Source organism: Wolbachia endosymbiont (group B) of Camptogramma bilineatum, from assembly GCF_947251825.1.
Classification (GTDB): domain Bacteria; phylum Pseudomonadota; class Alphaproteobacteria; order Rickettsiales; family Anaplasmataceae; genus Wolbachia.
The window spans coordinates 1,051,361-1,072,013 of record NZ_OX366391.1; the positions used below are offsets into that span (position 1 = coordinate 1,051,361).

At 33.8% G+C, this 20,653-nt stretch carries 12 protein-coding genes and 1 pseudogene; 5 read left to right on the plus strand and 8 right to left on the minus strand.

The genetic code is table 11. The features are described 5' to 3' along the window. Positions 1 to 40: 40 nt before the first annotated feature. Positions 41 to 964 (plus strand): RluA family pseudouridine synthase, encoded by a 924-nt coding sequence (locus OPR44_RS05315; RefSeq protein WP_265014616.1) that lies wholly within the window; start codon positions 41 to 43, stop codon positions 962 to 964. 7 nt (positions 965 to 971) lie between these two features. Here the strand turns inward: OPR44_RS05315 and OPR44_RS05320 are convergent, their stop codons facing one another. After that, complete coding sequence (locus OPR44_RS05320; RefSeq protein ID WP_264377975.1) at positions 972 to 2,234, minus strand: MFS transporter; 1,263 nt, start codon at positions 2,232 to 2,234, stop codon at positions 972 to 974. A 35-nt stretch (positions 2,235 to 2,269) separates the two neighbouring features. Beyond that, positions 2,270 to 4,072: an aspartate--tRNA ligase gene (gene aspS / locus OPR44_RS05325; RefSeq protein ID WP_265014617.1), complete on the minus strand. Its 1,803-nt coding sequence runs from the start codon at positions 4,070 to 4,072 to the stop codon at positions 2,270 to 2,272. 133 nt (positions 4,073 to 4,205) lie between these two features. Here aspS and OPR44_RS05330 point away from each other — a divergent pair, with 133 nt between their 5' ends. Beyond that, positions 4,206 to 5,570, plus strand: coding sequence for an ankyrin repeat domain-containing protein (locus OPR44_RS05330; protein WP_265014618.1), 1,365 nt, complete (start codon positions 4,206 to 4,208; stop codon positions 5,568 to 5,570). Between the two features lie 61 nt (positions 5,571 to 5,631). Here the strand turns inward: OPR44_RS05330 and mutS are convergent, their stop codons facing one another. After that, positions 5,632 to 8,142 carry a DNA mismatch repair protein MutS gene (gene mutS, locus OPR44_RS05335; protein ID WP_265014619.1) on the minus strand — a complete coding sequence of 837 codons (2,511 nt, stop codon included), beginning with the start codon at positions 8,140 to 8,142 and terminating at the stop codon, positions 5,632 to 5,634. Positions 8,143 to 8,255: 113 nt separating this feature from the next. Between mutS and OPR44_RS08875 the strand changes: the two are divergent. Continuing rightward, positions 8,256 to 10,787: pseudogene (locus tag OPR44_RS08875) on the plus strand (ankyrin repeat domain-containing protein). A gap of 50 nt (positions 10,788 to 10,837) precedes the next feature. On the opposite strand, the gene OPR44_RS05355 reads toward OPR44_RS08875, so the two are convergent. Continuing rightward, entirely contained in the window at positions 10,838 to 12,910 is a 2,073-nt protein-coding gene (locus OPR44_RS05355; RefSeq protein WP_458694753.1) for a heme lyase CcmF/NrfE family subunit, read from the minus strand. A 155-nt stretch (positions 12,911 to 13,065) separates the two neighbouring features. Here OPR44_RS05355 and OPR44_RS05360 point away from each other — a divergent pair, with 155 nt between their 5' ends. Then, a complete protein-coding gene (locus OPR44_RS05360; RefSeq protein WP_265014624.1) occupies positions 13,066 to 14,325 on the plus strand; it encodes a hypothetical protein in 1,260 nt (419 codons plus the stop codon). A 212-nt stretch (positions 14,326 to 14,537) separates the two neighbouring features. Here the strand turns inward: OPR44_RS05360 and radC are convergent, their stop codons facing one another. Continuing rightward, complete coding sequence (radC, locus tag OPR44_RS05365; protein WP_264377980.1) at positions 14,538 to 15,218, minus strand: RadC family protein; 681 nt, start codon at positions 15,216 to 15,218, stop codon at positions 14,538 to 14,540. A 551-nt stretch (positions 15,219 to 15,769) separates the two neighbouring features. On the opposite strand from radC, the gene OPR44_RS05370 reads away from it, so the two are divergent. Next, positions 15,770 to 16,876, plus strand: a complete 1,107-nt coding sequence (locus OPR44_RS05370; RefSeq protein WP_264374668.1) for a D-alanyl-D-alanine carboxypeptidase family protein — start codon at positions 15,770 to 15,772, stop codon at positions 16,874 to 16,876. A gap of 32 nt (positions 16,877 to 16,908) precedes the next feature. Here the strand turns inward: OPR44_RS05370 and OPR44_RS05375 are convergent, their stop codons facing one another. From OPR44_RS05375 to OPR44_RS05385, 3 genes are all read right to left on the minus strand, one after another. After that, positions 16,909 to 18,249 (minus strand): DNA recombination protein RmuC, encoded by a 1,341-nt coding sequence (locus tag OPR44_RS05375; protein ID WP_264374667.1) that lies wholly within the window; start codon positions 18,247 to 18,249, stop codon positions 16,909 to 16,911. Positions 18,250 to 18,522: 273 nt separating this feature from the next. Then, positions 18,523 to 19,683, minus strand: coding sequence for a porin (locus tag OPR44_RS05380; protein ID WP_265014625.1), 1,161 nt, complete (start codon positions 19,681 to 19,683; stop codon positions 18,523 to 18,525). A gap of 100 nt (positions 19,684 to 19,783) precedes the next feature. Further along, the gene (locus OPR44_RS05385; RefSeq protein ID WP_265014626.1) at positions 19,784 to 20,587 is read right to left on the minus strand and encodes a hypothetical protein; all 804 of its coding nucleotides are present in this window, start codon (positions 20,585 to 20,587) and stop codon (positions 19,784 to 19,786) included. Positions 20,588 to 20,653 lie beyond the last annotated feature (66 nt).

Sequence of the window (20,653 nt, forward strand, 5' to 3'; positions counted from 1 at the left end):
GTTAGATTTTAGTTTACACAATAAAATTTTTATAAGTAAGATGTCAGAAGGTATCAAAACTATATTAGTAGAAGACAATAACGTTAGGCTCGATAGGTACATCAGAAGAATTTTTCCCAATTTGAAACAATCTGCAATTGAGAAGTCTTTAAGGAAAGGATTAATCAAGGTTGATAATTGCACGGCAAAATCCAGCGATAGGGTAAGCTCTGGGCAAACTATAATGATAAGATACTTAGACTATATTGAGAACACTAATTCTGACTGCAAATATAATGAAAAGTTAGTGAATCTACTAAGAGAGAACATATTATATGAAGACGAATATATACTAGCTATAAACAAACCCGCAGGGGTCATTGTTCAAGGCGGCATAAAGGTAAAAATTAGCATTAGTGATTTGCTTGATCAAATAAGAGAAGGGAAAATATTCAAAATTGTCCATAGACTTGATAGAGATACAAGTGGAGTAATAATATTCGCACGCAATGCTAGTGTTGCAAGATATCTTATGGAAGAATTTAAAGGACGGAGAATAAAAAAAACTTACCTAGCATTGACTTCTGGTATACCAAGCAAAGATAATGGAACAATAGACTATCCGTTGGTGAAAAAATATATTTCAGGGCAAGAAAAAGTGGTCGTTGATGAAGATTCACCTCAAAATGCCACTACACATTTTTCAACTATAGCAAAGCTAAAACACAATACAGCTTATTTAAAATTACAACCAATTACGGGTAGAACTCATCAGTTACGTGCACATTTAGCTCATATAAATTGTCCTATTCTTGGTGATGGTAAATATGGTGGTAAAAAAGCTTTTATTGATGGGGTAGTAAATCAGATCCACCTTCATTCGCATTCTTTATCTTTAAAATTGCCAAATAATAAAGAAATCACTATTACTGCTCCTATCCCTAGGCATATCGAAAAATCTATTGAAGTGCTATCTTTCAACTAAAACGATTTCACCAATCAACTTTTCTATCTTTGGCTTTAATTTGAAGTACAGATATTAGGCTAATTAATGCACAGATAGTAAGATAAATGCCTGCTGCAAGTTTTGTTTCAGTTTTTTCTATAAGCCACATGCATATCGATGGAGAAAGACCACCAAAAATACCTGCAGATATGTTATGTGCTAGGCTAAAGCCAGTGCATCTAACTTTTGTTGGAAATAACTCGCAGGCGAGAGAATTATATATTCCAAAAGATGCGCCTATCGGCACACTTATTAATAGAAAAGTGAGCGTTACAATATAGTGGTTATCATATGATAATAGTGAAAGTGCCGGCAAACTGACACAAGCTAAAGCTAATAACGTAGGGATGATCACGTTTTTTCTTCCAACTTTATCAGACAGTATTGCAAACAGCACTGCAGACGTCCCAAATGTAATTTCAACCATAATCCTTACTACATTTTTAATATCAATATCTGAAAGAATAAGCTCTTTTACAGATATGTTGTAAAACATGATTACTGAATAAACAATTGCGTTTTGAGCAATGCCAAGTCCAATTGCTATCACAAATGCTCTTTTATAATTCTTGATTAATTCTAAAAAGGGAGAATTAGATAAGCTTTTATTTTGGTCATGAGTTTTATATGCTAGACTCTCTTCCATTATGTACCTTATTAAAAAGCCTATTACACCCATAACAGAGCAGAAATAGAAGAGCAACCTCCAGCCCCAAATTTCATAATTTTCACCTGTAAACTTTTTGCAAACAGCTATCATTACAAAGCATGTAATAGAACCAAGAGCACCACTAAAAGCTTTCATGCTACCTAAAAAGCCTAGATTTTTTTTGTCGCTTGAATGCTCTATTAAAAAAGCTGAATTGATACTTGTTTCTCCACCTGCTGCCATTCCTTGTGTTATTCTACAAAGCAGAAGCAGTATAGGAGAAAATATTCCTATTTCTTTAAAGCTTGGTATAATCGCAATTGCAGTAGATGATATCGAAGCTAATATTACGGAAGTCAGCAAAATTTTCCTTCTGCCGTATTTATCTCCAATGTAACCAAAAATAAATGCACCAAGTGGTCTAAATCCAAATCCAATTGCAAAACTGCCAAGAAATTTGATTGTGCTTAAATAATCACTTTCTGAAGGAAAAAAAACGTTGCTTATTATATGCGTTAAAACTCCAAACAGAGTTACTTCATACCATATAATCATATTGCAGATTATGCTTGATAGTATTGCTTTTTGAATATTGTTCATAACTTCCAGTTTACCACACTCCGCTATAAAAATTTTTATTCAACAACCTTTAAAGACAACTCACGTAAATGCTTATCCTCTACTTTAGAAGGAGCACCCATTAGAACATCTTCACCTTGCTGATTCATAGGAAAACAGATTACTTCACGAATGTTCGGCTCATCAGCAAGCAGCATAACCATTCTATCAACCCCTGGTGCTATTCCACCATGAGGTGGCAGTCCAAACCTAAATGCACGCACGAGCGCACCGAATTTTGTATCAACTTCCTCTTTACTGTAGCCTGCAATGGCAAAAGCTCTGTACATAATATCTAGTTTGTTATTACGAATTGCTCCACTTGACAGCTCTATTCCATTGCAAACAAGATCATATTGGTAAGCAAGGATATCCAGTGGATTCTTTTCTTCTAAATCTTTCAAGCCACCACGTGGCATAGAAAATGGATTATGAAAGAAATCAATTTTTTTACTTTTATCGTCATACGCAAAGTAAGGAAAATCAATCACCCAACAGAATTTGAAGATATTGTCATCTATAAGACCTAGTTCTGATCCCAAAAGAATACGCACTTTCCCTGCAATTGTTGCTGCCTCATTCTCTTTGTCAGAAGCAAAAAACACACTATCTCCAGGTTCTATATTTGTTATTTCTTTTATGGAATTTAACCTATTGTCATCAAGGAATTTAGCAATTGGTCCTTTTGCAATTCCATCTTTATCGAACGTTATATATCCAAGACCTTTAGCACCGAATTCTCTTTGCGCATGTTCTATTTTTTTATCAAAAAAGCTACGAGGTTCCTCTGCTGTTTTAGGAGCAGGAATGGCTCTCACTACCATACCGCGTTCAATATTGCTTTTGAAAATATTGAACTCTAAATCACGGAAAATTTCTGTTACATCGCTAATTAATAATGGATTACGCAAATCTGGCTTATCAGATCCATATTTGAGCATTGCTTCTTTGTATGTAATACGTGGAAAATCTTTATCGACAGACTTGCGAGAAAATTTCGCGAACACTTTATATAAAGTAGATTCAATAACCTGAAATATATCTTCTTGAGTCACAAAAGACATTTCAAGGTCGAGCTGATAAAACTCCCCAGGAGAACGGTCAGCCCTTGCGTCCTCATCACGAAAACAAGGTGCAATTTGAAAATATTTATCAAACCCTGAAACCATAAGCAACTGCTTAAAAATCTGTGGAGCTTGTGGTAATGCATAGAATTTACCAGGATTTAGTCTGCTTGGCACTAAGTAGTCACGTGCACCTTCAGGAGAAGAGGCAGTAAGTATTGGAGTTTGAATTTCCAAAAATCCTTGCTCTATCATGAGCCTCCTGAGCTCTAAAATGATCTGTGAACGCAGAATAATGTTGTTACGGGCTTTTTCACGTCTTAAGTCAAGAAAACGATATTTAAATCTCATGTTTTCTGGGTATTCTTGCTCACCGGCGATACTTGCTAATATACTCCTTTCTTCTTTTGCTATTTCTTCATCACAGTGGAACTCAACTTCCGATTCAACTTGTAAATTACTAACTATAACTTCAATTTCTCCTGTGGAAATAGAGCTGTTTACCGTATCTTCAGTTCTAGCTTTGACTATTCCTGTCACAGTAATCACACTTTCTGATTTTAAATTTGAAATTTCATCAAAAAAGTCTTTGTCATTATTGAATACCAGTTGAGTAATTCCATAAAAATCTCTTAAATCAACAAAGATTAGGTTACCATGGTCACGTTTACGGTACAGCCACCCAGAGAGAGTAACTTCCTTTTCTACATCATTCTTCCTTAATTCATTACACGCGTGAGTTTTATAGCAGTTCATTTAATTGAAATTTCTAGAATACAGAAAGATTATAAAATAAATTAACCTTTGGGCAAGCTAATATCTAAAAATCCTTTACAAACAATTCTGATTTGGATATAATTTTTTTGATTGTGTGTGTTGAGGTATACTTATGAATTCTGAAGAATTAGAGGAAATGTTGGCTAAAAAAAAGAGGGTGGATGCTGTAATAAAAGATCTTGTTGATACTGTTACCAAAAATGATTCAGAAAAAGTAAAGTCAATTTTTGAGAAAAATAGTTCCATTATTCGAGATGTTGTTACTGACGTTAATTCCCAAAGCGGTACAAATTTATTAGGTGATGCTGTTGATGAAGAAATAGCTAAGTATTTAATAGAGCAAGGTGTAAGTTTCAGCGCTGCAGTCAAAAAGGCGATTATGAAAAGAAATTTAGGATTAGTAAAATCAATCTGTGAGATAAACAAATCAATAGCTAAACATGAGTTACAGCAAAATCCTGAGCCACTACAATCTGCAACTTATGATCACAAATTTAATGATAAAATTGCAAGGTATTTGATTGAACAAGGTGCAAATCCTAATGCAACTGATCATCTTGGTCGTTACTTACTTCATCTGCAAATTGCAAAAAGCAATTTCAAAGGAGCTAAGGCTTTAATAGAAAACGGCGCGGATGTTAACTTAATAAATCAAGAGGTAAAAAGCTATCAGAACTTAATTATTGGTGGTAGTGCGTTAAAGGGTGAAACTGCGTTGAATTTTGCAATTAGAATATATTACAAATATAAAGACATAGACGATCAAAAATCTGATGAAACCTTAAAATTTATAAGTTATTTAATAGAACAAAAAGCAAACTTAAATATTAAAGATTGTAATGAGATGGTCCCTTTAGATATTGCTATATTTCATAATTCTCCAAAGATAGTAGAATTATTGATAAAAGCTGGTGCTGATCTTAATGTTGGAAGGGAAAAAGCAGAAGGTGTTTTAAAGTATGCAATTACTGAAGAGCATATAGATATAGGGAAAGCTACAATTCGATATATTTTGGAACATAACTCACGGTCAAATAAACTAGCTCTTCTTAATAATCAAGAAGAGTTATCAGTCTACTGGGACGAATATAAAGCTCAAGTTAAAGAACTTCATGATATAGTGGAAGATAGAATTGACTTGACTGGTGACGGCTCTACCCGTCCTATAATGAGAACAGTGAGTGGCTTTTTAGATCATGAAAGTAGAAAAAATCTAGTAAAATCATCATTCATATCTAGTGCTGAGGCACCAGAAAATTTTTGTCCGAGAAAGCTGGCTGTTATAAGTGTAGCTGCAATAACCTGTGCTTTAGCGATATACTTTCTTGCTCCATTAATAATGGGTTCCTCTATTGGGGTTGGCACTCAATTGGCATTAGGAGCTGTAGGTGCAGTTGTAGGTGGTGGAATTGGAATCTTGACCAATGTGGCAATAGATCAATGGTACGTTAATTTAGCTGCTCAGAAAGCTGACTAAAATTAAAGCGTCATAGATTGCTAAAACTCCATGATTGTGTAGTAATATAATATTACTTTCCTCAAGCCTTTAGCTCCTCAAACACTTCACTTGCTCTATTTAAAACAGAGTCAGGAAAACCAGCAAGTTTTGCTACATGTATTCCATATGACTCATCTGCAATGCCTTCAATTACTTCATGTAAAAAGATGACTTCTCCTTTCCATTCTTTTATTTTCATACAAAAACATTTCACATTTTCTAAGTATTCACCTACTTTAGTTAATTCATGATAATGAGTTGCAAAAATGGCGCGGCACTTATTTACATTGTGAATATGTTCAATCACCGCCTGTGCAATAGATAATCCATCATACACCCCTGTGCCCCTACCAATTTCATCAAGTATCACCAAGGAACGGTCCGTTGCCTGATTTACTATCGTTGCTGTTTCGATCATCTCTACCATGAAGGTAGAATAACCAGCTGTTATATTATCTGTTGCACCAACCCTGCTAAATATCTTGTCAATCACTCCTACATGCGCACTCTCTGCTGGCACAAATGACCCCATGTGAGCTAAAACTGCAATGAGAGCGTTTTGCCTCAAGAAAGTGCTTTTTCCAGCCATATTAGGACCAGTAATTAGATGTATACCAGCTAAATTGATGCTATTTGCAATGAATTTATCGTTAACTTCAACCACTGGATGTCTTCCGCTACAGATATTGAACTCTTTGCTGTCATCAATGATGGGTTTTACGTAATTATTTTGCACTGCAAGCTCTGCAAACGCGGTTCTAATATCAAGTTTTGCCAAAGCATTTGCAGCAAGAGCAATTTTTTCAGATTCTTTAGCGACTTCACTACACAGTTCACTAAAAATTTTCATTTCTAAGCCGATTGCAGCATCACGTGCCGTAAGAATTTTATTTTCTAGTTCTTTCAACTCATTAGTAGTGTAGCGCATGCTATTTGCTAAGCTTTGTCTATGAATAAATATATCCGAAGTTATTTTGTGATTTGCCGACACTTCAACGTAATAACCAAGTATGTTGTTATGTAATATTTTAAGTGCGGCAATACCAGTTAGGTCGCGATAAGATTCACGGAGTTTGGTTATTAGTTTATTACTATTATTTAATATGTAGGATAACTCAGATAATTCTGAGTTGTATTTTGAGTGAATAAATCCTCCTTCTTTCACGAAACTGAGGTTATTATCAAGTATAGCACTATTTAACAGTTCAAATAGGTCTTTATGATTGCCAAGGCTTTTATGTATTGTGCTTAGTTCACTTTCGTCACTACTTATCACCTGAGTAGTAGACACTGGTTCCTTTTCTCTGGTCAAGCACTGGAATGACATCTGAGAGTTAATTTCTGATTTTTCACTTAAACAATAATTATGCAAGGTAGACAGAAACTCAGACAACTCTAAAGTTTTTCCTAGGCCTATTTTTAATAGGTTCATATCCTTTGGTGAACCACGCCCTAGTATTAAGCGCGATAAAGACCTCTCAATATCTGGAATGTTAGATAATATCTCTCGTATTTTTCTGCGTGGCTCATGATTATTTACAAAAAATTGAGCGGTGCTGAGCCTCAAATTAATTGCCTTAGAGCAAGCAAGGGGTGAAGCGAGCATTTGTTTGAGCAGGCGTCCACCAGAGGCTGTTACTGTGTGATCAATAACTGAAATTAGTGAACCTTTCTTTTCACCAAATTGAGTTAAAAACAACTCAAGGTTTCTCCTTGCTGAAGCATCAATAAGCATGAAATTTTGTTGCTTATAGGTTTTTGGGAATTCAAGCCTTGGAATGGAGCCCCTTTGTGTTACTCTGACATATTCAAGCAGTGCACCACACGCCATGATTTCTACTTTGCTGAAATTTCCTATACTCCCAAGTTCCCTGATTTTATAAAACTCGCATAACGTTCTGTGAGATTTACTATACTCAAAAAAGCTCTGTGCGTGTTGCGTAATTGATATTTTATAATTTTTTAAAATCGATCTAATTTTTTCGTCCTCAGTGAATTTTTCAGAAATTAATAATTCTCTTGGTGATATACGCAATAAATCACTATCTAGAGCTTTCAAACTCGTTAAAATGTGAAAAAATTTTCCCGTCGATAATTCAAGCCAACTAATAGCATATTCGTCATTTTGTCCAACTATGGATGCGAGATAATTATTGCTTTTATCCTCCAGTAGTGAATCTTCTATAATTGTACCTGGAGTTACAACTCGCACTACATCACGTTTTACTATGGATTTATATCCCCTCTTTTTTGCTTCATCAGCAGTTTCTAATTGGTCACAGATTGCTACTTTGAATCCTAAATCTATTAGCTTGTGCAGGTAAGACTCACTACTGTGTGCTGGTACTCCACACATTGGTATTTCTTGCCCATTTGAATTGCCTTTCTTGGTTAGCACTATATTCAGCAATTTCGCAGCTTTAATAGCATCATCGAAAAACAATTCATAAAAATCGCCCAGTCTATAAAACAATAGATGATCCGTGTATTGAGCTTTCAAATTTAAATATTGCTCCATTACAGGGGTATTTTTTTCTCTTATTAAGTTCATAACATTTTTAAACATGTTAGCAGCAAACCACTTACTCTGGTGTTGGTTATTTTATTATGGATCAATAATTTTTTTTAGCTATAGTACAAAAACAAATAGTTTGAGGTAGAATTATGGAATATGAACGGTTGTTAAAAATATTAAGGACAATAAGTGACTTAAATGAGAACAATATAATCGAAAGGATAAAAGAGGAATTGGAAAAAGAAGATCCAGACACGTATAAAAAGTGGCAAGATAATGGATTTAACATAAATTATACATTCGATGATCAAAGTACATTGTTACATATAGCTGCTAGAAATGATCTTGTAAAGATAGCAGAGCTTTTAATAAAAAAAGGGGGTAATGTTAATACAGCAGATCAAGATGGATGGAATCCTTTACACTTTGCTGCCGCAAGTGGTAGTATAGGAGTGGTAGAGATTCTCATAGCAAACGGGGCTAATGTTAATGCAGCAGATCAAGATGGGTGTACTCCTTTGCATTGTGCTGCTCACAATGGACATAAAGAGATAGTAGAACTCCTATTAGACACGTGGGCTAATGTTGATGCAGTAGATAAAGTTAAGATAACTCCTTTACACGCTGCTGTTCGCTTTGGTTATACAGAGATAATAAAAGTTCTCATAGCAAACGGGGCTAATGTTAATACAGCAGATCAAAATGGGTGTACTCCTTTGCATTGTGCTGCTCACAATGCAAATAAAGAGATAGTAGAACTCCTATTAGACACGGGAGCTAATGTTGATGCAGTAAGTCAGGCTGAGAGTACTGCATTACATCATGCTGTTTCTGCTGAAAATTGCCAAGTGGAAATAGTAAAAGCTATCATAGAAAAGGAAGCTGCTGTTGACATAGCGGATAAATACGGGCGTACTCCGTTATGCTGGGCATTAGAAATGGCTATTCAGAAATAGCAAGAATTCTACTTAAAAACAAAGCAGATCCTTTATTGGGACATAAAAGTTTTAACACATTAAAGCTCTTGATTGAATTAATAAAAAATGATTTTAAGCACTCTAAGAAAGCAGAAGAAACACAGCAACAAGAGGATGATGAATATGAATTGATTAAATACTCACTGGTACTTCGCAATGACTGTTCTTTAACTGATATTGCTGAAAGAGGTGCATTTGGTAAGCTGATATCTACGTGGCTTGTTGACATGTCCAACTTAACAGAGAGTCAGAAGGAGTTGAATAAAAAATTCTTAAGTACTTTTAAAGACTTTCCACATGTTACTTATAAGGATTATAAGAACGATGTTGAAAAAATTAAAAAATTTTTACTGGATCATAAAAGTAATCAAGATCTAAAAACCATCCTCAACCTTAAAAGAGGAGAATCTAAACTGACAATACTGCATATTCTATCAAGTATGGAATGTAGCAATGCGGGAGAATTCATAGATTTACTGTTGAATTCAGGTGCTGATCCTAATGAAAAGGACGACACAGGAAGAACACCTTTACATTATGCTACTCGTTCTGGTCATTGTGATACAATTATCAAATTGCTTCTAAGGAAAGGAGCTAATCTTGATATAAAGGATAAAAAAGGTAAAACCCCAATAGAATTTGCAGTTAATAATCCCAACCTTAATATTAAAGAGTACTTTTTAACTGATGATGTTATTTATGGAACTTTTCGTAAAAAAACACAAGTTGACTATAATGGAAAAAAGTATTTGTGCAAAAGTGTAAATCTATGGGGAGAGGATTTTCTACTAGATGTAGCAAGATCCAGATAAATATTTTTGTAAATTAGATGAAGTTCAAGACATAAATCAGCTAGAACAGGTTGTAAATGAAGCTATAAAATCTAGGGTAAGGTTCAATCTTACTTGTGAGGGAAATATATATGAAAATACTTATGAGAATAAGTATAATTTTACAGATTATGTAATAAGAAGAATTAGTGAATTAAAGATTTTTCAAGTTGAAAGGGACATAGAAGTTGCTAGTCGCATAGTATGTAATTTGGTAAAAAGAGGTGCAGTATTTGAAACTTTAAGTAGTATAATTGTAATTGATAAACTAGAGAAGTTTAAAGACCACAAAGCTAATCTGAAAGAAGCACGTAAAAGCTATATACATTATTCTCTAAGGTTTTTGGAAGCTGCAAAAAACGCAACTACTGGTAAGGTAAAAGAGGCAAAAATGGACAACTTCACTTTCTACTTAAAATATTCAAAGAATAGTATAGTCGAGGTTGCAAAAATCATAAATGGAACAGATGAAAGCACAGAATTTCGAAGAGACGTGATAGCAATAGGTGAAAGCGAGATAGAAATTTTAACGGAAGGTGGGGTAAGAAATTATACTGACCTTATAGGTAATATAGTACTGACTTTTCATACTGATTTGGGAAAAGTAGATGCTAGATTGTATTCTGATGTGCAAGATGAAGGAAAAATTATAGTAGAAGTGAGTAACAAGGAGGAAATATTGGAAAAGTTTAAAAATTATAAAGAAGAGTTAGGTGAGAACTGCTTGCTTGGTGGTTCTTCTGTCTACGACGCTATTAAGCAGGGATATTTTAAAAGGCCTGAGGAAGTAGATTCCATATATCATGTAAGCTCTTCATTAGAAAATATATCTTTATTGCCTATTGTACAACAGAACACAGAGAAAATTCGCTAGCAAGGTTAGTGTTGCTTAGCTTAAGTTTAAATTGCCAAAAAATGCAAACTTTATGATACTGAAGGAACTACTTTTTTGCTAGAAGGCAAAGCAGCAAGGAGCGAACCAAAAGCAATAAGAAAGGATCCAAGCCAGATTATAGACATTCCAGGTTTATAGTGCACTTTAGCTGCGATTTTGCTCTTACTCTTATCAATCTCTCCAATTACAACATAAATATCAGAAAATAAATTGTGGTAGATACTGCTTTCAACATTTTTCTGACCTTCCGCAAGGTAAAATCTATATTCAGGAGTTACATCACCTATTACCTTACTATTAAGCAAATTCCTGATATCCATTGTACCCCTCACTGCATGGAAATTTTTTTCTTTTATTAGCTCAATATTTCGTAAAGTAACTTTAAATTTATTGACTGTTATGCTGTCTCCTATTCCCAAGTAGTTTTCTTTTTTCTCCTGCCAACCAACTGAATAAGATATACCAAGCACTAGAATTGCCACTCCAGCATGAGCAAGCATCATTGCATAGTAGGACTTAGAAACTCTTCTTGCTAATAAAATTGATTCACCAAATGCTACCTTAAACAAACAAATTCTTTTACTATATGCTTCTAAAACAAAGATTAATAATGCTATGGAGATGGTAATTGATAGCACAATCATTAGCTCCATGTAAAAGATAAACGGCAAAATAGCTGCAGCACTACAAAATGAAAATCTATATTCACGGAATATTGGCAATAGACTATTTCCCTGCCAACTGCAGTATTGCCCTATCATGGTGAGCACTAGAATAGCTAGTGCAATAGAGTTAAATAAAGAATTGTAATATGGTGCTCCAACTGAAATTAATTCACCGGTTAAATACTCAAGCACTGTAGGGTATAAAGTGCCAACGAACACGATGAAAAAGGCAGTGATGAATAATAAATTGTTCATCAGCATCATCGTAAGGCGTGAAAAGAATCTTCTACCTTCTGTCACTTGAGTAGCAGATTTCTTTTCAGATTCCAATATCGAATACTGGAAAGATGTGTTATTCTTTCTCGTAAACACTACAAATATTACTAAGCTACTGACTGTAATTACACCAAGTAGAGCTAATATATACAGTCCATATCTTGGGTCATCTGCAAACGTGTGCACTGAGGTAAGTATTCCTGAGCGGACTAGAAATGTTCCAGTCACACTCAATATAAAAGTTGTAAGCGTAAGTAAAATAGCGAAATTCCTTAAAGTATTGAAATTTTGTACAATGAGCAACAAATGTGTCAGCGCCACTGCAATTAGCCACGGCATCAAAGAAACGTTTTCCACTGGATCCCAGAACCAAAATCCACCCCAACCGAGTTCACGATATGCCCACCAGCTACCCAAGCTGATGCCCAAAGTGAGCAGCGACCAAGAAATAAGTACCCAAGGCCTGACAATTTTAGCCCAAACATTTCCTTCAGTATTTGCAATTAATCCAGCTATAGAGAGCGAAAAAGGAACGCTAAATCCAAGGTACCCCAAATATAATATCGGTGGATGAATAGCAAGGCCTATATCCTGCAATATCGGATTAAAACCCAGTCCATCTGTTTCAATGCCTGGCATTTTAGTGAAGGGGCTGGATTCAAGTAAAGTGAACAGTAAAAAACAAAAGCAAATCAAGCCTTGGGTGATAAGAGATATTTTTTTTAATTTACTACTATTAGTTCGTTCTGGTGTCATGCAAGTAGCTGACACTGGAATCCAGTTTTTATTACACTGCCATTTGATGTACTCATTTGCAATTAAATTCCAGTGTCTGGGCACTGGGATGACAGAAGGTATATAAATATCCATTAGTAATAAATACATGACAAGCACTAAGGTCCAAAGCAACATAGACCCTTCTTTATTTCCCCAAACACCACAAATCTTATAGATTAAAGGTTTTGTTGTGTGTGAGTGGTAATATACGTTTTTAAGTGAGAAATCATTTTTAATGTGGCAGTAGATCAAAATAGCCATTGATGCTGACACACAAAAAAATATGGCAGAGGAGACGAATCGGTAAGAACTAAACGGTAGAAACAAATACGTTAAAGATAACAAACAGGCTACCAATAACAATATATTCCCAAATTCAGGCATAAGATTCATATAATGATATTACTAATAATAAATTGGGAGTTAAAGTTTTAATATAGGAACAAAGTTAATCTTCAATTATATTAATAGTAAGTAAAAATTAAGCATTAAGCTTTTATACTTTATATTATATAACATTAATATTGTGAGGTAATATTATGGGCACAACTAAGATTAGTGAATTTCTATTCAATATAAAAGGTAAAGTGGCAAAACAACATGCTGAACCAATAATTGAAAAAAATCTCTATACTATTTTAGGATTCAAAGATGTAGAAGATTTAGAACATAAGACAAGTAAGTCCGTTAACAAAAAAATTTGGCAGCTATTTATTGATTGCTTTACAAAGGAAATAGATTATGTAGCAACTAAGCAAGTTGTAAAAAACGTTGTTTGTAATATTGCCAAAAGTGCCCAAGGCAATGCTTTTACTGAAGCTGAAAGCTTAATCTTAAACGAAAAACAAGATAATAAAAAGAGAGAAAGAGCATTAAAAAATGCTACTAGTATTTTAAAAAAAATCAATCCAGAAAAAGCCTTCAATGAACTTTCAGTAATAAAAAAACAAGCCGAAGATTTTTTACAAACCGATTTTTATAAGGCGCAGAGCAAACCACTGCCAGGATTTGCTACATCTGGTGCACAGCTTTTTGCGGAAACTTTGAAATATATAGAAACACTAGAAAAATTATCAGAAGTTAAAAAGGAAGATTTAACTAAGAGTTTCCTATTAAATTATATTAGTTCACTGAACAAAAAGTATCCTAAATCACAAGGTAAAAGGGAAGATGCTATACGAATACTATCAAGCGATGAGTTGAAGAATTTTTACAATAAATGTATAGAAGAAGGAATGTTACAACCAATGGTATCTTATAAAGAATGCAAAAACCTATTTGATAAAATGAACCAGGCGAAGAATGAATCCAAAAGTATAATTGGAAGAAAAGAACAGGAAGGAAACTTGGAGAAAATAGATAAGTCGATAGTCAGTGCAATTAATGACATAAAAAAACATAGAGAAGCAATCCTTAACTGTAAAGATTTTCAAAGTTCTTACATAAAAGAGAAAAAAGAACATCCATTTAGAGGTACCTCATGTCAAAAAATGATTGATATATATCAAGAGAGAATTGCTGGATATCAGGAAAAAATTCGTCAAAACCTAAACCAAATAAGAGCAATATTAAAAGATACGCCGCAAGATGTGGAAGAATTTAAGGAAATAATCAATTGTGTGCATGAAGCAGAGCAGTATGATGAAATTTTTGATTCGGCTTTAATTTGTTTACCGAACATACAGAATAAGCTAGATATTCAACCAGAAAATCCCCTAACAGAACTCAGAGCTTCACAAATTAACGTTGAAATTGAGCTAACTAGGCTCTGTGAACAAAATATTAGAGTAAGCATGTGAGTGCTTCAACAAAATTCAAAAACCAATAAAGACCTCATAAGTCTTATCAAAACAGGAGATTTCTAATAGTGGCAAATACCATGTATTTCTTTCAATTTGCCACTACCTAAATCACACATTGTCTTCCAGAAGGAAAATTTTTGTTCCACTGCAACCACCTCATGTATAGCTTTACTTCCATAATAAGAAAAATGGCAAAAGCAATTTTAGATCTACTCTAATAAAAGCCTATTTTCCTTGAAACTAAAATAGCTACTAAATGTGATAATAATATGATCTATTAATTCTATTCCTATGCTTTTGCAAGCTTCTGCAAGCTGTCTGGTGAGAAACATATCGCTACTTGAAGGCTGTATATCTCCACTTGGGTGATTGTGGGATATTACAATCGATGTTGAGCCAATCAAAAGAGCGCGTTTTATGATCTCTCTAACATAAAGAGGAGTTTGATCTATTGTACCAAAGTTTTGTAGATCTTCTGCTATTAGACGATATCTTTTATTCATATAGATAACGCGAAAATTTTCTTTATTAAGGCTTCCTATACTTGCTTTTAAATAATCAAGCAATTTTTCCCAATTATTGATTATAGGTAAGTCCTTTATTTCTTCTCGTGCAGAACGAACAAAAGCCTGTTTTACACAAAAGATAGCAGATATGGCTGCATTATTAACTCCTTTAATATTTTGCAGTGCTTCTAAATCGGCATTAAAAACCTTATTTAAACTACCAAAATTTTCTATCAAACTCTTTGCTACTGGCTTTACATCGATTCTACTATATGCTGAATATAAAATGTGTTCTAAAATCTCATAATCAAGTAATGATTGTCCGTTATCTAAAATAATTCTCTCTCTTAGGCGCTTTCTATGACCTTTTTTGTAATCTTTCATTATTCATGAATTGCTTATCTCTTATAATAAGAAATTGAATTTTTAAGTAAAATATTTAATAAAACACATGAAGCATAATTGTAAATTTTTGAAGACAGCAAATGAAAGTAGCCCCTCTATTGTCATCTCCTGCTCCCTCCTTCTTGTCATTCAAGTAGCCTCTATCCCAGTGGGCTTTGTTGCAAATATTAATAAATTTACCAAGCGAAAAAAAGGCAAAAAAATCCCCATGTAACGAGTTTTAATAATGTAAATTGGCGCTGTAATAATGTGCTAACGCTTAAAATAAGAGCGTTTTGGCTGAATGTAGAAAAAATAAAAAAGACATGCAGCCGCTATAATTTTTATGTAATTTGCCAATAAATATCTGAGTTTTTTACTGAATTTTTGTTGTTGAACCCGCGCGGATCGAAAACAAGGATAAATACTCTTATTGTCATAATAAGGGGGCTGGCGCAGTTTGTCAAGGAAGTTTTATGCGAGAGATCTATTGAAATGCTCGTGCAAAATCATACTATTAATTAGTACACTATAAATTTAAAATTATAAATATGTTAAGCAAATTAGTAACTTTGCTATTAATTTTTATACTCCCTTTTAATTCGTACTCATATCAGTTTAGAACTAAAGCAAAGCAAGCAGTTGTTTTAGATTTAGCTTCAGACTCTTTCATTTTTGACCATAATTCCAGTGAAAAAATGGCCCCATCTTCAATGAGTAAGTTAATGACTTTATATGTAGCTTTTGACTATCTAAAAGCTGGAATAATAAAAATGGAAGATAAATTTCGAGTAAGTAGAAAAGCATGGGAAAGGAAAGGCTCTTCTATGTTTTTGAAAGAAGGTCAATTTGTTACGGTAAAAGAATTACTTGAAGGAGTTACAATCGCCTCAGGTAATGATGCATGCATAGTGCTAGCCGAGGGTATTGCAGGATCAGAAGAGAATTTTGTTGCTGAAATGAATGAAGTTGCACAAGATTTAAATCTTAATGATAGTCATTTTGTTAACTCAAGCGGTTGGCCAGATGAAAACCATTTTATGAGCGCAAAAGACTTGGTAACATTGGCAAAAAGGATTTTTACTGATTTTCCTGAATACTATGATCTATTCTCTGAACAATATTTGACATATAACGATATTGTACAAAAAAATAAAAATCTTTTACTTTTCCATGATATTGGAGTTGATGGTCTAAAGACAGGTCATACAAGTGCTGGTGGTTATGGCATTATAGCATCTGCAAAACGGAACGATAGGAGAATTTTTGCTGTTGTGAATGGTTTGGACACCGAGAAAGAGCGAATAGAGGAAGCAAAAAGACTAATACAATATTCCTTAAATCATTTTAATACTAAGAAAATATTTGCTAAGGATAGCGTAGTTGAAGAAATAAATATTGTTTATGGAAAAGATAAAAAAGTGCCCGTTACAGTTGCAAACGATGTTACCATAACTTATAACCGCAGATTACATGATAAAATTAAAGTGCGTATTGAGTATAAAGATATGGTACCCGCACCAATTAAAAAAGGTCAAGAAGTGGGCAAAATTTTTGTAGAAATACCTGGTACTGAGCAACAAACTATACCTGTTTATGCAGCAAATGATGTGCAGGAATTGAGCTACATAAAAAAAATTTTTAGAAAGTTGTTTTAATCAGCAAATGTAAGTTAAGTAGACCTGAAATACTAATCTACTTTCAACCCCTCAGCATGTAAACTGCGTGGTAAAGATTCCAACTCTTTTGCAGCAGTGAGTTCTTTATTTTTTGCATGTATACCAAGCTTATTGAATTCTCGAGCAGCGGGAAATACTCTTGCCTCAAGCGAGCCAGCAGTTTTATTGTAATGGTCGACAGCGCTTTTTAAGCTCCTGCGTAAATTGTCAAAGTTTTCGCCCATTGTGCAGATTCGCTCATATAAAATATGGCCTAGTTTACTTATTTTCTTTGCATTTTCTGCTATCACCTCTTGCTTCCATCCATAGGCTACTGCCCTAAGCAGCGCAATTAAAGTTATCGGTGTTGCAATAATAACTTTTTTTTCTATTCCAATTTCTATCAAAGCTGGTTCACACTCCAGTGCTGCGCTGAAAACTCCTTCTCCTGTTAAGAAAAGTACTACAAGTTCTGGCGTATTTTCAAACTGATTCCAATATTCCTTTCTGCCTAGATCGTTTATATGTTTTTTTATTGCCAGAGAATGATTCTTCAATTTTTCCCTTTGTATCTGCAAATCATTTTGCGACATAGCATCCATATAAGAATCAAGTGGTACTTTAGCATCTATTATTATTTGCTTTCCTGATGGCATTTTTATTATCAAATCAGGACGCAACAAATTGTCCTCATTTTTATCAATTACTGAGGCTTGAGTCAAAAAATCGCAATATTCAATCATTCCCGCCATTTCTACTACTCTTTTTAGCTGCATTTCACCCCATTTGCCCCTAATGTGAGGCTTCCTCAGGGCGTTAGCAAGGCTAGAAGTTTGACTCATTAATGCTCCAATTTGCTCCCTTAAACCTTCATAGGCCCCTACCCTCTCCTTCTCTAGGTCACGTATTTCACTATCGAATTTTTCTAACTTTTCTTTTATTGGAGTGACAACTTCGTTGATCGTTGCTTGCCTTTTTTTGAAATCACTTTCTGTTTCTTTTAGTTTACTATCGATTACTTCCTTCGCTAAATTCAGAAAATTATTGTTGTTTACCTGCAAAGCATCAAGAGAAAGCGCTTTAAAAGTATTTGTAAGCCTCTCCTCTGCTTTTGTCAGTAATTCTATTTCCTTTTTCTTTTCCTCACGCTCTTTTTGTAGAATTACTTCAAGCTCTGCTTTTTTGACTTTTAACCCAACTATCTCTTCATCCTTATTCAGTAAAGTTCGCTTTGCCTCTTGAAGCTCACGCTCTAATTTAAGTTCAAGATTTGCTTTCTCCTCACTTAGCTTTCTATTCTTTTTTACGACGAAAAAGAGAAATAACAGTAAAAAAAGAAAATTTAACCCGAGAACTATAGAATTGAGAAGCATCAGAATACAGAAAAAACCGCACTCACAATACTATCTAATTTTTCTATATATAAAAAAGAAAAAAGAGCATCAAATGAGGTACTCTTTTGTGAAGGATTTGGTTTACTAATTAATAATCGCCTACACTTGGATTAGTGACATAATGTCTTTTTATTAAAAATCTTATATAATAGTTATTTTTATCATATCAAATAGCACATATATTAACAACTCGATTTTACTCTCATTGCTTACTATTTACCACATTACAACACTTACAAACCGGTTATTTCATTAAAAACTTAGCTTCAGCCCAGCCAAAAGCACATACCCGGAGTTATTACTTTCGATTTTAGGTTCTTTGGTACTAAATTTTACAATATCGAAGTAGTATGAAGTGCCAAGAGCTAATGGATATTCAAGACTGAAAGCCTGTGATGTTAATTCGTTTGTACCTTTGCCTACAATATCCCTGCTACTACTAAAATATGTTAAGCTCACTTTACGAGAATCAGAATGATAAGCAACACCTGCATTTATATAATTCATATTACTTGTTTCAGGACTACGTTTCTCACCAGATTTACCGCCATTACCGTACGAAAAAATGCAATCAAGTTCAAAAAGTTTTAGCTTCAAGCCAAAATTCCAGTGTAGCAATTGATTACGGCATTTATAATTTTCAGAAGTACCATCCGAGCAATCAGTTAAATTTTCTCTTGCAAACTCACCAGTAAAAGCAGTAGTAAAATTTATTTCATCTGATAAGCCATTTTTATAGGAAAGACCAGCGGCTATTAGATTGTTATATTGCAAATTATTTTTTCCTGGAACATAACTGAGTCCAAGTTGAAAGTTATAGATTTCAGGAGAAATATAGTTTATCGTTGGTTGTTTTAACTTCAGCTCTAGTCCATTATAGTCGCTGTAAATATTGGGTTTTACCCAAAATACCTCATCTTTATCATACCCAGGATCATTATCTTTTTTTTCATTACCGCGCAAATTTGAGTAATTTGTCCAATGACCATTTATTCCTCCGGCAGCTGTGTAAATTTTTGAAGTGTTAATTAACATACTCTGACTAACTAAACTTCCTTTACCATATTCAATTGATCCAAATTCCTTGTTCTTTATGATAAAATACCACTTCTCCATTTCTAACTTTTCTATGTCTAGTGCCTTTAAGTTTGCAATACCAGAAACTCCTACCTTAACATTAAACCCCATTTGTGTATTTGGATAAACTTGCTGCAAATAAAGAAAGCGCAGGTCTGAATAGCTTGAGGTCTTGTCTTTTGTAGAGCTAAAAGAATCTCTGTTGAAAGCGTAGCCAAATCTTAAATCTATTTTTCCATCTAGTTCTGCATAAAATATCTCCTTATCTAGAATTACCCTAGCGTTAGCACTCCCTACCACGAATAATAATGAAAATAGTGTGATCAGTAACCTCATAGGCAAGCTTAAATTTTTAATATAAGCTTAACAGAAATAAAAAACAATCCTTATATTGTGTAGAACTTAGATACTACAAAGCAATTAATGACAAAAGCGTTTAAGCATTCTTCACACTATGTTTTTGAATTATATTTCCATAAATAATTGATATACTTGATAGTTTTCGCTTTAATAACTGCTTGTTAATGGAAGAATGTATACGATTAACTATTTTAGATGTGTTATTTGCATCACAGTTCATCAAAATAAAAAGTACCTTATTCTCATCAATACATCCTAGAAAATCATCACTACGGCAATTTTTATAAAAATGCTCTATGATCAAACTCAATGCATTGTTTGTCTCATTCAATTTACTATTAAAACCTATTATCCCTATAACTGCATTAATTTGATATTCAAAGGCAAAATTCAATACAACATATAACTCCAAAATAGTGGACTCATTGTCTGGTATATCAAACAAGTTGTGTTTTTTATATTTCTTACCCATCAGATATTTATCCCTAAACATTGCTAGCTTATGAAACAGGCTAATGTCACGTATCAATAGCTCATAATTAATCTTGCTATTAGTAAATTGCGTGGTGCGAAAAACTTTTACCTTTGTTTTTATATCTTCTCCTTTAGCATCAATTAGAGAAAAGCCTATCACTTTTGGCAATATATCGGGCAAATCGCGCCCATCTTCAGTATACTCCAAATAGCTTTTCATATCTTCAGCTGCTCTTTTACTTAAAATATTGATTAACGGCTTATTAAGTAAATTCCCTTCCTCACATTTTAATAAATTCCTTGCAGCTTGATTGAGTCCCGAGATTAATACGTTCTTTTTCTCATTATCCTGACAAACAGATATCACAGCATCATCTTTCCTTCTTGCAGTCATAAAATCTTCCATATCTTCTCACATATAACGTATTTATAAGTATAATAAGATTGTATTAAAATTCATTTACCCATTAAT